Annotated in this window: 13 protein-coding genes; 9 read left to right on the top strand and 4 right to left on the bottom strand. The window is 68.8% G+C overall.

Going from position 1 to position 14,679, the window contains the following annotated elements; genetic code table 11:
• Positions 1-83: 83 nt before the first annotated feature.
• Positions 84-1,055, bottom strand: coding sequence for a pirin family protein (locus FK529_RS04000; protein WP_146559737.1), 972 nt, complete (start codon positions 1,053-1,055; stop codon positions 84-86).
• 265 nt (positions 1,056-1,320) lie between these two features.
• Between FK529_RS04000 and FK529_RS03995 the strand changes: the two genes are divergently transcribed.
• From FK529_RS03995 to FK529_RS03985, 3 genes are read left to right on the top strand one after another with little or no spacing between them, the layout of a single operon-like run.
• The gene (locus FK529_RS03995; protein WP_158635043.1) at positions 1,321-2,190 is read left to right on the top strand and encodes an alpha/beta fold hydrolase; all 870 of its coding nucleotides are present in this window, start codon (positions 1,321-1,323) and stop codon (positions 2,188-2,190) included.
• A gap of 10 nt (positions 2,191-2,200) precedes the next feature.
• Entirely contained in the window at positions 2,201-3,514 is a 1,314-nt protein-coding gene (gene mshA / locus FK529_RS03990) for a D-inositol-3-phosphate glycosyltransferase (RefSeq protein ID WP_146559735.1), read from the top strand.
• Between the two features lie 5 nt (positions 3,515-3,519).
• Positions 3,520-4,026, top strand: coding sequence for a type III secretion system chaperone family protein (locus FK529_RS03985; RefSeq protein ID WP_438947173.1), 507 nt, complete (start codon positions 3,520-3,522; stop codon positions 4,024-4,026).
• Here the strand turns inward: FK529_RS03985 and FK529_RS03980 are convergent.
• Positions 3,974-5,461 carry an MFS transporter gene (locus tag FK529_RS03980; protein ID WP_231702911.1) on the bottom strand — a complete coding sequence of 496 codons (1,488 nt, stop codon included), beginning with the start codon at positions 5,459-5,461 and terminating at the stop codon, positions 3,974-3,976. The genes FK529_RS03985 and FK529_RS03980 overlap by 53 nt on opposite strands.
• Before the next feature lie 141 nt (positions 5,462-5,602).
• Here FK529_RS03980 and FK529_RS03975 point away from each other — a divergent pair, with 141 nt between their 5' ends.
• From FK529_RS03975 to FK529_RS03965, 3 genes are all read left to right on the top strand, one after another.
• Positions 5,603-6,103: a hypothetical protein gene (locus FK529_RS03975; RefSeq protein ID WP_146559732.1), complete on the top strand. Its 501-nt coding sequence runs from the start codon at positions 5,603-5,605 to the stop codon at positions 6,101-6,103.
• Between the two features lie 64 nt (positions 6,104-6,167).
• Positions 6,168-6,947: a glucosamine-6-phosphate deaminase gene (gene nagB, locus FK529_RS03970; RefSeq protein ID WP_146559731.1), complete on the top strand. Its 780-nt coding sequence runs from the start codon at positions 6,168-6,170 to the stop codon at positions 6,945-6,947.
• Between the two features lie 42 nt (positions 6,948-6,989).
• Positions 6,990-8,120: a YbfB/YjiJ family MFS transporter gene (locus FK529_RS03965; RefSeq protein WP_146559730.1), complete on the top strand. Its 1,131-nt coding sequence runs from the start codon at positions 6,990-6,992 to the stop codon at positions 8,118-8,120.
• Positions 8,121-8,397: 277 nt separating this feature from the next.
• On the opposite strand, the gene FK529_RS03960 is transcribed toward FK529_RS03965, so the two are convergent.
• Entirely contained in the window at positions 8,398-9,381 is a 984-nt protein-coding gene (locus FK529_RS03960) for an aldo/keto reductase (RefSeq protein WP_146559729.1), read from the bottom strand.
• A gap of 244 nt (positions 9,382-9,625) precedes the next feature.
• Between FK529_RS03960 and FK529_RS03955 the strand changes: the two genes are divergently transcribed.
• The 3 genes from FK529_RS03955 (at position 9,626) to FK529_RS03945 (ending at position 12,768) form a co-directional block, all read left to right on the top strand.
• A complete protein-coding gene (locus FK529_RS03955) occupies positions 9,626-10,273 on the top strand; it encodes an LGFP repeat-containing protein (protein WP_146560136.1) in 648 nt (215 codons plus the stop codon).
• Between the two features lie 226 nt (positions 10,274-10,499).
• Complete coding sequence (locus tag FK529_RS03950; protein WP_146559728.1) at positions 10,500-10,709, top strand: CsbD family protein; 210 nt, start codon at positions 10,500-10,502, stop codon at positions 10,707-10,709.
• Positions 10,710-11,475: 766 nt separating this feature from the next.
• On the top strand, positions 11,476-12,768 hold the full coding sequence (locus FK529_RS03945) for a PucR family transcriptional regulator (RefSeq protein ID WP_158635042.1): 1,293 nt from the start codon (positions 11,476-11,478) through the stop codon (positions 12,766-12,768).
• Here the strand turns inward: FK529_RS03945 and FK529_RS03940 are convergent.
• On the bottom strand, positions 12,759-14,444 hold the full coding sequence (locus tag FK529_RS03940; RefSeq protein ID WP_146559726.1) for a DUF885 domain-containing protein: 1,686 nt from the start codon (positions 14,442-14,444) through the stop codon (positions 12,759-12,761). The two genes, FK529_RS03945 and FK529_RS03940, sit on opposite strands and share 10 nt — an antisense overlap.
• Positions 14,445-14,679 lie beyond the last annotated feature (235 nt).

Below are 14,679 nucleotides of genomic sequence, written 5' to 3'. Positions count from 1 at the left end.
AGTATGACCCGGCGGCGGGCCCTACCTGACCCTGCTGCGCGCCCGCGCCGGGCGGTGACGCCCGCAGATCGCCGAATTCTCGATCAGCGCACGACGTGCGGCATGAGGGCGTCGGGCGGGATCACACCGAACGCGCCGGCGTTGTAGTCCTCGAGCGCCTGGATCAGCTCGGCCTTGGTGTTCATGACGAACGGGCCGTACTGCGCGACGGTCTCACGGATCGGTCGGCCGCCGAGGATCAGCACCTCCATCGCGGGCCGGCGCGAGTCCTGCGACTCGTCGGCGGCCACGGTGATCCGGTCGCCGGGGCCGAGCTGCGCGAGCTGCCCCTGGTGGATCGGGTGCCCCGCGGGCCCGACGGAGCCCTTGCCGCTGAGGACGTACACGAGTGCGTTGAAGTCGCGGTTCCAGGGCACTGAGGCCTCGGCGCCGGGCGCGATGGTCGCGTGTACGAAGTTGATCGGCGTGCGGGTGGATCCGGGGCCGGCGTGACCGTCGACCTCCCCTGCGACGATGCGGAGCAGCGCGCCGCCGTCCGGGGTGGTCACGAGCGTGGTCTGGCCGCCCTCGAGGTTCTGGTAGGCGGGCGTCGTGAACTTCTCCGCGGCGGGCAGGTTCACCCATAGCTGGATGCCGTGGAAGGTGCCGCCCGATTCGACCAACTCGGCCGGCGGGGTCTCGATGTGCAGAATGCCGGAGCCGGCGGTCATCCACTGGGTGGCGCCGTCCTGGATGAGGCCTCCGCCTCCGTGGCTGTCCTGGTGCTGGAACAGGCCGTCGATCATGTAGGTCACGGTCTCGAAGCCGCGGTGCGGGTGCCAGCTGGTGCCCTTGGGTTCGCCCGGCTCGTACTCGACCTCGCCCATCTGGTCCATGTGGATGAACGGGTCGAGGTCGCGGGGGTGCACCCCGGCGAAGGCGCGGACGACGGGGAAGCCCTCGCCCTCGTAGCCGCGGGGGCCGGTGGTGATCCTCCGGACCGGGCGCTGGGTGTCCGACGGTGCCGCCGCGGCGATCCGCGGCAGGGTCAGAGTGTCTGCGGTGACGGCGGGCATGTCGTCCTCCTCGGTTGGCTGGTGGCGCTGACAATACCATCAACCGGACTGCAGTCCGATTAATTCCGGACGCGGGGCGTACGGCCGGTTCCGCCGCCGCGCGGCAATGCGGCGGGTCGCCGTTCGATGCACTCTCGAATCCTGTCCGAGTCGGACAGCGCGTCCATCTCGGTCAGAATCCGAGAGCCGTTGGAATAACAATGACCGAAGTGCGGCGCCGCTGTGGCCGTCCCTCGGGCGGGATGTGGGCGCTAGGGTCGGAGCCGTGACTCGATCAGTGGGCTTGGCCGTCTCGTACGACGGTACGGAGATCTTCTACGCCGACTACGCGCCGAACGGCGACGACCCGTCGAAGCCGGCGTTCCTGCTGGTCCACGGCTGGTCGGCGAGCTCGGATTCGTGGGGTGCGCCGTTCATCGGTGCGCTGACCGCCGCCGGGCACCGCGTGGTGGCCGTGGACAACCGCGGCCACGGTCGCAGCTCGGTCCCGGACTCCGAGCATCCCTATTCCACCGAGCGGTTCGCCGACGACCTCGCGGTGATCCGTCGCGATCTGGACCTGTCCGACGTGATCCCGGTGGGCTGGTCCTACGGCGGCCTGATCATCGCCGACCACCTTGCGACCCACGGCACCGACGGTGTGCGCGCCGTCGGCCTCATCGGCGCCATCACCTCCATCGGCGGCTCCCAGGAGACCGGGCCCTTCGCCGGCGGCGTCACCGGCGAGGGCATGAACGCGGCCCTCCCGGCCGCCCTGTCCGCGCACCCCGGCAAAGCCATCACCGCGCTCGCGAAGCTGCGGATGCTGCCGCGCGGCTTCGACCAGGACGCGCTCGGCCCCGTCGCCCAGCAGCAGTTCGGCATCGCCCTGGCCACCGCCCCGGCCGTGCGCGGCGGCCTGTTCCGGCGCACCGTCGACCACGACGCGGACCTGGCGGCCTGGACCTTCCCCGTCCTGGTGCAGCACGGCCGCGACGACGAGGTGGTGGCGCCGTCGACCGCTGAGCACCACGCGCGCATCCTGCCGAACGCGACCCTGTCCTGGTGGGACGGCGGCGGGCACGCCCCCTTCGTCGTGGACCCGGCCCGCAGCGCCCGCGAACTCCTGGCCCTGGCCGCTTCGCGACGGGGTTAAGCTGGACGACGTGCCTACTGGGAAGTCCGCGGCCTCCGTGCCGCGCCGGATCGCGGTGCTATCGGTGCACACGTCGCCCCTGGCCCAGCCGGGTACGGGCGACGCGGGCGGAATGAACGTCTACATCTGGCAGACCTCCCTCGAGCTCGCGAAGCGCGGCATCGAGGTCGAGATCTTCACTCGCGCCACGTCGTCCGCCGATCAGCCGGTCGTGGAGGCCGCGCCGGGGATCCGAGTGCGCAACATCGTCGCGGGACCCTTCGAGGGCCTGGACAAAACGGACCTGCCCGCGCAGTTGTGCGCCTTCGCGGCGGGCGTGCAGCGCGCCGAGGCGCGCGAGCAACCCGGTTATTTCGACCTCATCCACTCGCACTACTGGCTCTCGGGGCAGGTCGGCTGGCTCGCCCGCGACCGCTGGGGGGTGCCGCTGGTGCACACCGCGCACACTCTCGCCGCCGTGAAGAACGACGCCCTCGCGGTCGGCGACACCGCGGAGCCGCAGGCCCGCCTCATCGGCGAGCAACAGGTCTCCGACGAGGCGGACCGGCTCATCGTCAACACCGAGGTCGAGGCCGGTCAGCTGACGCGGATCCACGGCGTGCCACCCGGCCGCATCGACATCGTCCACCCGGGCGCCGACCTGGGCACCTACACCCCCGGCGACGGCGCCGCGACCCGCGCCGAGCTCGGCATCTCCCCCGACGAGCTGGTGCTCACCTTCGTCGGGCGCATCCAGCCGCACAAGGCGCCCGACTTGCTGCTCCGCGCCGCCGCGCCACTGATCCACGCGCATCCTGAGCGCCGCATCCGCGTGCTGGTCGTCGGCGGACCGTCGGGCACGGGCCTCGAACGCCCCGACGCGCTGATCGCGCTGGCTCGCGAACTCGGCATCGAGCACGCGGTCACTTTCGGGCCGCCGCGCCCGCCCGCGGGCCTCGCCGAGGTCTACCGCGCCTCCGACGTGGTCGTCGTGCCCAGTTACTCCGAGTCCTTCGGCCTCGTCGCCGTCGAGGCGCAGGCGTGCGGCACGCCCGTCGTGGCCGCGCGGGTCGGCGGGCTCCCGGTCGCCGTCGCCGACGGTGTCTCGGGGCGGCTCGTCGACGGGCACGAGCCGCAGGTGTGGACCGCTGTCCTCGACGAGATCACCGCGGATCCCGGTCTGCGGCAGCGGCTTTCCGACGGTGCCGCCGCGCACGCCCAGCGGTTCTCGTGGGCGCGCACGGCCGACGGCCTGCTCGACAGTTACGGGAAGGCCATCGCGGCACGGAACGTCGCAGTGCGGACAGTGCGCCGGCGCCGGCGCAGGACGGGAGCGAGGGTATGACCAGAATGACCCCCGAGCAGATCGAGAATGCGCTCACCGAGCGGGAGATCGAGTTCACGCGCAAGGAGGAGGCGGGCAAGGACGTCGCGCACTTCGTCATCGAGCTGCCCGGCGAGAAGAAACTCAAGACCACCACCCTGCTGACGCTGGGTGCGCACGGCGCGCGAGTGGAGGCCTTCGTTTGCAGGCACGTCGACGAGAACTTCGAGGGCGTGTATCGCTATCTGCTGCAGCGCAATCGGCGCCTGTACGGGGTGGCGTACACCCTTGACAAGGCGGGTGACATCTACCTGACCGGTAAGTTCGCCGAGCTGACGGAGGAGGAGTTGGACCGGATCCTCGGGCAGGTTCTCGAGGCCGCCGACGGCGACTTCAACACCCTGCTGGAGATGGGCTTCTCCACCGCGATCCGCCGCGAGTTCGACTGGCGCGTCTCCCGCGGCGAACCGCTGTGGAACCTCAAGCCTTTCGAGCACCTACTTCCGGAGTTTCCGGAAGATCTTCCGCAGTAGCGGTTCCGCTCGCTCCGGCGCGAGCGCGCGGGATGGCCAGGGCCACCGCGGCGGCGACCGCGGCGACGACCCCGGCGATGACGAACGAGCTGGTGAACGCGGACTCGGCGGGCAGCTCGACGGCGCGCGGGGTCCCGGCGCCCACGGTGATGGTGGTGCGGGTGAGCACCGTCGCCATGACGGCGGAGGCGACCGCGGTGCCCATGGAGCGCATGAGCGAGTTGAGGCCGTTCGCGGCAGCGGACTCGGTCTCGGGAACGTTGCCCATGATGAGCGCCGGCATCGCCGAGTACGCCACGCCCACACCGCCGAAGACGATCATGGAGCCGAGCGACATCTTCCACGTCGCGTCGGTGAGGCCGAGCAGCGCGAAGTAGCCAACGGCCGACAGGGTGGCACCGATCGCCAGTGTGAGTCGCGCGCCGATCCGCTTGGTGAGCAGCGCGGAAACAGGGGAGAGAGCCATCATCACCAGACCGCCCGGCACCATCCACAGCCCGGCGTTCAGCATCGTCAGGCCCAGCCCGTAGCCGGTGGCCTCGGGGATCTGCAGCAGTTGCGGCATCGTCAGCATGAGCGAGAACATCGCGAAGCCGACCATGACTGAAGCGAGGTTGGTCAGCAGGATCGGGCGGCGCGCCGAGATCCGCAGGTCCACCAGGGATTCACGGGTGCGCAGCTCCCACCATCCCCACAGGATCAGGACGCCGGCTCCGCCCAGGGCGCAGCCGAGCGTGGCCGCCGAGGTCCAGCCCCAGTTCTGCCCCTTGGTGATCGAGAGCAGCACGGAGACGAGGCCGATGCTGAGCCCGACGGTGCCGACCACGTCGAACCTACCCGGGTTGAGGTTGGTCGATTCCGGGACCACGACGTACACCAGGCCGAGGGTGATGACGCCCAGCGCGAGCGAGAACCAGAACAGGGTGTGGTAGTCGAAGTGCTCGGAGATGTAGGCGCCGAACGGAATACCGATCGCGCCGCCCACGCCGAGCATCGCGGACATGAGCGCGACGGCGCCGGGGATCTTGCGCGCGTGCAGCTCGTCGCGCATGAGCGAGATGCCCACGGGCACCAGGCCCATCGCGAAGCCCTGGAACGAGCGTCCCACCACGGTGAGCAGCAGCGTGTGCGAGAGCGCGCAGATCAGCGAGCCCGCGATGAGGCTCAGCAGGCTGGTGAGCAGGATGAGCCGCTTGCCGTACATGTCGCCGAGGCGGCCGGCGATCGGCATCGCGACCGACGACGCGAGCAGCGTGGAGGTGATGACCCACGAGGCGTTGTCGGCGGAGGTGTTCAGCAGGTGCGGTAGCTGGCCGACGAGCGGCACCACCAGCGACTGCATGAGGGAGGCGAGGAGTCCGCCGAGGCACAGGACGGCGATGAGGATCCCGTCCGACGGGGCCCCGGCACGGGTCTTTCGGAGCATGTCTGTCATGCCGTCAGACCGTAGTTGCAAGTTACAACTCTACGCAACCGGATGCGTCGGGCATCACCACCGCCGGGGGTACTGTGACGTGCGTTAATGTGGCGCCGCGAACCGCCCGACGCGGGACTCTCCGCCCGTAGGGTCGGCGGAGTGAACCCTGCGACGAAGCTCCGAGTCGGCGCCGCAATGATCGTTGCGGCGGTCGTGGTGCCGATCCTGCTGATCCTTCTGCTCACGCTGCCGCAGTTCCGGCTCGGCGCGCAGGTCGTCCCGCTCGACGGTGCGCCGCACGCCGTCGAGCTGCCGGCCGACGCCGAATACGCGGTCCTCGCGGCGACGCGGACCAAGGAGGGCGCGCCGTCGTGCGTGCTGACCGGTCCCGACGGTGCGCCGATTCCGCTGCGAGAGGTCTCCGGGAGTGTCACTGTGGAGAATCGAATGGTGCTGCGGGTCTTCGACACCGACTCCGGTGCGGTCACGGCGACGTGCCCGCCGACGCCGGGTTATACGGAGGTCGTGCTCGGGAAGCGGCCCGATATGACGCGGCTCCTCGGCGGAATCTTCGGCGCCTTCGGCTTCGCGCTGCTGGTGGGTGGCGCGGGCCTGATTCTGCTCGTCGGCGGCCTGCGCGGGCGCTCACGAGCGATCTGAATTGGTCATGACCAGTTCCGATGATCTGCAGCTATTCGGTGCACGCCGCGCATAGACTGGTTGCATGGAAATCGTGATCCGCCGGACTCCCGGCGACGTCGCCGTGACCGCCGCCGACATCGTGGCCGAGCACGTGCGGCGCGGTCCCGCCGTACTGGGGCTGGCCACCGGTTCCACCCCGCTCGCCACCTACCAGGAGCTCATCCGCCGCCACCGCGACGAGGGCCTGAGCTTCGCCGACTGCGCGTCCTTCAACCTCGACGAGTACATCGGGCTGCCGAAGGGCCACCCCGAGAGCTACCGCGAAGTGATCCGCAAGGAATTCACCTCGCACATCGACATTCCCGACGCCAAGGTCGAAGGTCCCGACGGGACGGCCACGGACATCCCGGCCGAGGCGCAGCGTTACGAGGACGCGATCAAGGCCGCGGGCGGCATCGACGTGCAGTTGCTGGGCATCGGCACCGACGGCCACATCGGCTTCAACGAGCCCGTCTCGTCGCTGGCCTCGCGCACCCGGATCAAGACCCTTACTGCGCAGACCCGCGAGGACAACGCCCGCTTCTTCGACTCCATCGACGAGGTGCCGATCCACGTGCTCACGCAGGGCCTGGGCACCATCTCCGACGCCGCGCACCTGGTGCTGCTCGCCACGGGCGAGGGGAAGGCCGAGGCGATCGCCGCCACGGTCGAGGGGCCGGTCGCCGCGATCAACCCCGCGTCGGTGCTCCAGTTCCACCCGCACGTCACCGTCGTGATCGACGAGGCCGCCGCGTCGCAGCTGCGCCTGCGGGACTACTACGTGCACGTGCTCGCCAACAAGCCGGCGGACCAGCCCTTCTAGCCGTTCTACCTGGGATCCAGGCCAGCTCGTTAGAATGACGTAGTGAATACGCGGCGGATCGGCTTCGGCGCCCTCGCCGGGCTCGCGGCGGCGATGGGGCTCGGCCGTTTCGCCTACACGCCGATCCTGCCGCTCATGCAGGAGCAGGCCGGCATCTCGCCCGGTTCCACCGCGATCGTCGCCACGTTCAACTACCTCGGGTACTTCCTCGGCGCGATCGCGCTGGCGATCTGGCCGCGCCTGGCCCGCAGCACGGTGTTGCTGCGGGCCTCGCTGCTGGCCCTCGTGGCCAGCGAGATCGCGATGGTGCTCGCCGTGAACGTGCCTCTCTGGTCGGTGGTGCGACTCATCGCGGGACTCGCCAGCGCGGTGGTCTTCGTGTACTGCGCGAACGCAGTCGCGGGTACCGCGGCCGCCGGGACCGCCTTCTGCGGCGTCGGCGTCGGGATCGCCGCGTCGGGGGTGCTCGTGGTCGGGCTCGGCGAGGTGGTGGGGTGGCGAGCCCTGTGGTGGGTGTCCGCCCTGGCGACGGCGCTGTTCGGCCTCGTCGCGTGGCGATTGCCGCCCAGTGCTGCGACCGCCGCGCCGCGGCCCGACGGTGCCGCCCCGCCCCGGCCCGGCATCGCCGGCTGGGCGCTCGGGACCAGCTACTTCCTTGAGGGCGTCGGCTACATCGTGCTCGGCACGTTCCTCGTGGCCGCAGTCGCGGCGGGCGGCGAGTCCTGGGAGGGCCCGGCCGCGTGGGTGATCGTCGGCCTCGCCGCCGCGATCTCGCCGCTGCTCTGGACGCGCCTGCGGCGGCACCGCTCCGCCGAGAGCCTGCTGGTGATCGCGCTGCTGCTACAGGTGGTCTCGGCGGTATCGCCCGCGCTAGTGCGCGGTCCGTCGGCGGCCGCCGTCTCGGCGGTGCTGTTCGGCGGCACGTTCATCGGTGTGGTGATGCTGTCGATGGAGGCGGGCGCGCGAATCGGCATCCCGCGCGCGGCCGCCGTACTCACCGCGGCCTACGGCATCGGTCAGATCGTGGGCCCGCTCGTCGTCGCGCCGATGCTCGGCGACGGCTACGACGCCGCGTTCCTCACCGCCGGGGGCGTGCTCGTCGCCTCCGCTGCGCTAGCCGCGGTCGCCCGCTGGACGGCGCCGGACCGGGCCGCCACCCCTGGCGTCCGCTGACGTGTCCGGCCAGCGGCGCACCCCTGCGATTCCGCGGGGTGTCCCGCTACTGGGGGACACGGGTCAGTGGGTCCGCCGAGGTCCGCCGCTCCGCAGGTGAAAGCTGGCGTCAGGCCGGAACGAAGCAGAGGGCGCTCTTCGTCGGATAGGGATGCATCGATTCTCCCGGTGGTCGGCACGGATCTTCTTGCCGACCTCCACGATTGCCGCGACCCCTTGGTGTCGCCTTGCCCGGCGGTTGGCCCGCACGCGGCCGAGCGGGCCGTCCCGCCGTGGCTCAGCGTTGCTGCAGTGTGCGCTGCGGGAGCCGGCCGCCGACGGCGGAGAGCGCGGTGAGCTCCGCGACCTGCGCTTCGGTCAGCGTCACCGCCGCGGCGCCCAGGTTGTCGGCGAGATGCTTCCGCCGGGTGGTGCCGGGGATCGGGACGATGTCGTCGCCCTGCGCCAGCACCCAGGCGAGCGCCACTTGCGCGGCGGTCACCGGCGCACCGTCGGAACTGAGATCCGCTGCGATGGCGTCGATCCGGTCGACGAGTCGCAGGTTCGCCTCGAGGTTCTCGCCCTGCCAGCGTGGGATCGTGTGCCGGAAGTCGTCGCCGCCCAGGGCCGCGGCGACGGCCTTGCGGTCGGCGGTGAGCAGGCCGCGGCCGAGCGGGCTGAAGGGCACGAGCCCGGCGCCCACCTCGCGGGCGGCCTGCAGCGGACCGTCCTCGACGTCGCGGGTGAAGATCGAGTACTCGGACTGCAACGCCGCGATCGGGTGCACGGCGGCGGCCTTGCGGATGTCCTCGCCGGTCGCCTCGGACAGTCCCAGCGCGCGGACCTTGCCCGCCGCGACCTGCTCGGCCATCGCGCCCACGGTCTCCTCGACGGGAACCTGGGGGTCGACGCGGTGCAGGTAGTAGAGGTCGATCACGTCGACGCCGAGGCGGCGCAGCGATCCGTCGACGCACTCCGCCACGCGCTCCGGGCGCCCGTCGAGGCCGACAGGCCTGGCGTTCTCGTCGTTGACGAAACCGAACTTGGTGGCGAGCACGATCTCGTCGCGGTGGGCCTGCACGAAGGGGGCGAGGAACTCCTCGTTGGCGCCGTTGCCGTACATGTCGGCGGTGTCGTAGAGCGTCACGCCGGCGGCGAGCGCGGCCTCCAGGGTGGCGCGGGCCTCGTCGGGGTCGGCGGTGCCGTAGGCATGGCTCATGCCCATGCAGCCGAGGCCGAGGGCGGAGACGCGCAGGTCGCCGAGGGTGCGGTGGGCAAGCATGTCGAACCTCCTGGGAGTGGTGGGGCTGGACGGAGCCGACCGCTCCGCGGGTGCAGGTCTTCGGTGATCCACCACGTGAGCAACGCTAAGGCTTCGACCACCCTCGAAGTCAAGGCCGATCCCGGGATTCTGTGCAGATGGCCCCCACAGAGGCGTCCGGGGTGTTCCTCACCCAGAGAATGTTGCCATCAGCTAATGTTTGATGGTCCGATTCAACAAGCGCAATTTTGAGGAGTGTCTCATGATGACGAACGCACACCGCCGCATCGCTGGTGCGGTTGCAGGCCTGGGGGCCGCTGCGATGATCGCGACCGGCTGCAGCGACAGCGGCAGCGATACCGCTTCCTCCGTGACCAGTGCTGTCGGCAGCGCGGCGTCGGATGCGACCGCCGCCGTCGGAAGCGGTGCAGCGAGCGCCTCCTCGGCTGTCGCAGGAGCGTCGAACGAGGTCAAGGTCAAGGACGCCGATGGCAAGGAGATCACCCTGACGGGCGCGATCGCAGCCAAGTACTCGGCTGCCACCGAGGCGCAGCGCACCGACCTGGGCGCAGCGCTCACCGGCGATCGCAACGCGGGTAAGCGTGACAACGGAGTGGTCTTCCAGCAGTTCAAGGGCGGTGTGATCGTCGCCAAGAACGACGATGCCGGCACTCCTGCGTACATCACCTGGGGCAAGATCCGCGACGCGTGGAACGTTGACCGCGATGCCGCGGGCAACCCGGCTGCGGGCGGAACCAACGGCTCGGCGGGACCGCTCGGCGTCCCGACCAGCGACGAGACCACCCAGGGCGCGATCAAGACGAGCACGTTCGAGCACGGCAAGATCACCTTCGACTCCACGACCGACAAGGTCGAGGTCACGGTGAACGGCAAGGTCGTCCCGGCCAGCTAGCACGTCACCGCCTACGGGCTCGCACGTGAACGGAGTCCCGGTGCCCTGTCGGCACCGGGACTCCGGTGTCTCAGTTGCCGTTTCCGTTCCTGATCGCGTCAACTGACGGAATCCGCCGTCCCGGCCGTGGCGGGGAGTGGTCGAGCGCGCGGAGCTTGGCGTGGCAGGCGTCGCGCGGAACGGGTAGCTTCGTGATGCAAACCTTTCGCACAACCAAGGAGTGACCATGGGGCTAGCTGACGACGCACGGAACAAGGCCGAGGAGCTCAAGGGGCAGGCAAAGGAGGCGGCGGGAGCTGCCACCGGTAACGATGAGCTCAAGGGCGAGGGTAAGGCCGACCAGGCCCAGGCCGAGGTGAAGCAGAAGGTCTCCGAAGTCGCCGACAAGGTCAAGGACGGCGTCAACGAGATCAAGGACAAGCTCACCGGCAAGTAGTTCCTAGCAGGACCGGGCGGCCCCTCGATGCGGAAGCGTCGAGGGGCCGCCGCCGTCCCGGGCGTTGCAGTTCCACATTAGTGAGCTAGGCTATAAGTGGCTCTGGTGCGCGCCGCCGTGGGTGGGGGACGTTGCCAGAGTGGTTGCGTGGAAGCCGTGGTTCCGAAGAAGCGCGACAGTCCCGATTCGACCAAGAGAAGGACGCAAGCCGGTCCATGACGAACTATCCTCTCCATCCCGGAGACCGGGTCAGATACACACGGGAAATGGCCTCCTTCGGTGTTGTTCTCTCAGTCGTGAAGGGCGCGGCGTCGATCCGCCTCGATGACGGTCGGGCCATCACTGCTCCTCTCGACGCCGTGCACCAGTTGCGCCCCGAGCCCGTCAAACGCGTCCGGTAAGTCCCGCCGGGCGAGCGTCCGGGCCGGGCGCCGTCGATTTCGTCCGGGGCGAATCACCGGCTATCCCTCTGCCAAGAGAAACGTGAAGACTCCGCACCACTGAATAACAATTCGCACTGAGAATACACAGCGAAGCAACCGTGCAATCGAATGGTGCGAACGAGTGAAAACATCGGCGATCGTTGAGAACTCGGCCACCTGGGTTCTCCCGAATCGACCTCACGCCCCCGTCATCTGTGAAAGCCTGCGTATCGCAGCGGGTGTGCCATCCTGGCCGACGTTGCGGCAGAGACGGGTTCGAGATGGGCGGCGCGGTGAACACTGATATGTCTACAGTGAGAACAAAAGGTAGAAAAAGTAACAGGGTGGCGAATCCGACGATCGTCGACAACGACCGCAATGACTCTGCAACACCCACGTACGTGGCATCGGAATTGCAAAGGCTGGTCGACTCCCTCGCGCAGCGATTGGGCCGATCCGTCGCGATCGACGACGCGCACATCCGCATCCTTGCCTACAGTGCTCACGTCGACGAAGTCGACACCGCACGAACCAGTTCCATCCTGTGTCGCACCGTGCCGACCGACCTGTACAACCACGTCGTCGACCACGGGGCGTCGCGCGCCCACGACGTCTTCACCGTGCCGGCCCGGCACGAGTACGGGATGTCGGTGGACCGCATCGGCATGCCGATCAGGCACGGACGCAATCTGCACGGATATCTGTGGCTGTTGGGTTCCGACGGGCCGGTGAGCGATCGGAACGTGGCCGTCCTGCGCGAGGCGTCGTGCCAGGCGGCGCTGCTCCTTCACCGGGGCAGCAACTTCGGGGAGGGGATCCGGGCGAGAGAACGCGAACTGGTCCGCGACCTGGTGGCGAGCGAAGAAGCCCTGCGGTTCGAAGCAGCGGACGCCCTGATCGAGGAGGAGCTCGTGACGGCGGGCACGGTCACGGCGCTGGTCGTCACCGTCGACCACGAGTACGGGACCCCGTTGGGGGACGAGACGCGCCAGGCGCTTCGTACGACGATCGAGTATGCGCGGCGACGCCTTCCACCGGGCCGCACCTTGACCCTTGACCGGCCCGATCACTCGCTGTTGCTCGCGGTCTTCCCGCCGGGTCGGCAGTCGAGCATCGACCATTCGGTTTGCGAACTCGCCTCCGCGATGTACGACCGGCTCGCAGTCGAGGCCCCCGCCGTCGGGTTCGCGAGGGCATGTGTCGGCATCGGCACCACGCAGGAACGTCTATCCGACGCGGGTCACAGCTATACCGAGGCACGGCAGGCCGCCACAACCGGGAACATCACCGGATCGCTCGGCAACACCGTCGCCTACTCCCAACTGGGGGTTTACGCGTTGCTGGCGAAAATCCCGCGCGCCGAGCTCGCCGAATGCCTCCATCCCGGCGTACAGCTGCTCCTCGATCCGGCGGCGAAGCACGATGAGCTCGTCGTCACGATTCGCGCGTATCTGGACAACGCCGCAGACGTGCAGCGCACAGCGCAGCAACTCCATATCCATCGCGCGACGCTCTACTACCGGCTCAAACGAGTCGAGGAGATCACGGGGCTCGACCTATCCGACGGGAACGACCGGCTGTCGGCGCACCTGAGCCTGAAACTCGCGCTTCTGTTCAGCGGCCCGGATCACCCGTGATCCGGCGCGACGGTGCCGCCGAGCACCCCCGCGATCCAATCGTCGACGTTCTCCGCCACGATCCCGAACGGAAGTGATCCCGGGGCGAGCAGCACCTCGTGGAACTCCTTGATGTCGAATCTCGCACCCAGCTGGTTCTTCGCCAGCGTGCGCAGCCTTTCGAACTCGATCCAGCCCAGCCGGTAGGCAAGGGCGTGCGCCGGGATGTCGGTCGAATAGCGCAGCGTCTCGCTGGCGATCTGCACGTCGGAGTCCATCGTGTTCACTCGCATGTAGTCCCGCGCCTGATCGAGACTCCACCCGAGGTCGTTCATCCCGGTGTCGACGACCATCCTGACGGCGGTGAAGCGCTCCTGCACGAGGCGGCCGTACGCGTCGTACGGGTCGGAGTACAGGCCCAATTCTGAGCACAGCCCCGACGCGTACTCCGCCCACCCCTCGGCGAACGCCCAGAGCGCCGAGGGATCACGCCTGAGCTCAGGCAGATCCGGATTCTCGAGTTGCCGGGCGATGTGGAAGTGATGGCCAGGAGCCAGCTCGTGGAAGATCAGCGCTGCCGCAGACAGCAAGGAACGCTTGTCGAGTTCCGAGCCGTTGTACCGGTAGCGCCCGACGGGATCCGTCGCAGTCGGCCATTCGTAGAAGCCGAACGTGAGAGTCGGCTCCAACTCGGGCGCAACGCGAGCAACACCGTAGGGCGCCGCCGGCAGCACCGAGAAGTATTCGCTCAGATGCGGGGCCAACGCCTCCATGTGGCGCAGGTACAGAGCTTCGACCTCCTCGGGACTCCGTGCGTAGAAGCGTGACTCAGTGGCAAGGGCTTCCCGCAGGCTCACCCGGCCCGACTCACTGACCAGCCGCGATTCCAGCTCTTCCATACGTTCGCCCAGGTCCGCCACCTGCGCCAGCCCGATTTCGTGGATTTCGCTCGGACCGAGCGAGCTCGTGGTCAACCGCCCGATCAGAGCTCGGTAGTTCTCCGCGCCGCGCTCGTACTGTCCCAGACCGACCCGATCCGGAGCCGCGCTCTCGTAGCGCTCGTCGAATGCCGAAGCCGCGGAGACGTAGGCGTCGCGAATCTCTTCGGCGAGTGGCTCCAACTGAGTGCCGAACGCACTGGACAGCGTGTCGCCGTCGCGCTTGCACGACACCCGGTCGAACGCGGTCTCAGCCGCCGCGAGCAATGCCGATCGCACCCCCGTGATCGCCGGGCGCGGCAGGAAGATCCCGTTGTCGGCCTGCTCGCGCAGGTCGACCCGCAGCTGATCGACAGCGGCCCGGTAGTCCGAAACGAGAAGCAGGTACCGGTCGGCATCGTCGGGCCCCTCCAGAGCGTGGGCTTTCAGTGCCTCGTACAAGGGGGCGAAGCGGAACAGCCTGGCATACGGGGTGATCGAGAAGTTCAGGAGCCGGTACTCGTCCGTATCGATCCAGCCGGTCGCCAGATGCCTCAGGTAGCCGGCGGTGTTGCGCTGATCGGTGGTGAGCGTACGCGTGTCGGTCTCGCGCAGCCCGCGCAGGACTTCCCGGCCGAGGCGCGCGTCCTCTGAGAAGTCCGCCGCACTCCGAGTACGGAATCGCGAGATCCTCCCGCGGTTCCGCAGCTGGTACGAGGCGTCGGATTCCATGAGGTGTTCCGATACGCGGGTGGCGAGATCGTTCAGTGTATTATTCATCGAATTCTAGAGGAATAAGAGGCGTATTCGCCTCGGGCTCCCCGTATCCTTTCCCGGGTGGCGCAGTGCTATCTGCTCTACGATTCTATCGGCGCGCAGACCCGGAGCCGTGCGCTGTCGGGCGATACCTTTCTCGAAGATCTGCGACCGGCTATTCGACACTTGTATGAAGACCGCCGTCGGTGAGGCGAACTAGAGTCGGGACTTCACAGTGGTCGAGACGGGGAGTCCCAGC

The sequence above is a fragment of the Tsukamurella asaccharolytica genome (genome assembly GCF_007858435.1).
In the GTDB taxonomy this organism is placed as follows: domain Bacteria; phylum Actinomycetota; class Actinomycetes; order Mycobacteriales; family Mycobacteriaceae; genus Tsukamurella; species Tsukamurella asaccharolytica.
This window is presented reverse-complemented; position numbering and strand designations above follow the sequence as displayed.

What these genes read in the sequence shown, in the direction of transcription:
- FK529_RS04000 (WP_146559737.1), bottom strand. Translation starts at nt 1,055, where the DNA reads ATGCCCGCCGTCACCGCAGACACTCTGACCCTGCCGCGGATCGCCGCG.
- FK529_RS03985 (WP_438947173.1), top strand. Translation starts at nt 3,520, where the DNA reads ATGACCCCCGAGCAGATCGAGAATGCGCTCACCGAGCGGGAGATCGAG.
- FK529_RS03980 (WP_231702911.1), bottom strand. Translation starts at nt 5,461, where the DNA reads ATGACAGACATGCTCCGAAAGACCCGTGCCGGGGCCCCGTCGGACGGG.
- nagB (WP_146559731.1), top strand. Translation starts at nt 6,168, where the DNA reads ATGGAAATCGTGATCCGCCGGACTCCCGGCGACGTCGCCGTGACCGCC.
- FK529_RS03960 (WP_146559729.1), bottom strand. Translation starts at nt 9,381, where the DNA reads ATGCTTGCCCACCGCACCCTCGGCGACCTGCGCGTCTCCGCCCTCGGC.
- FK529_RS03955 (WP_146560136.1), top strand. Translation starts at nt 9,626, where the DNA reads ATGACGAACGCACACCGCCGCATCGCTGGTGCGGTTGCAGGCCTGGGG.
- FK529_RS03950 (WP_146559728.1), top strand. Translation starts at nt 10,500, where the DNA reads ATGGGGCTAGCTGACGACGCACGGAACAAGGCCGAGGAGCTCAAGGGG.
- FK529_RS03940 (WP_146559726.1), bottom strand. Translation starts at nt 14,444, where the DNA reads ATGAATAATACACTGAACGATCTCGCCACCCGCGTATCGGAACACCTC.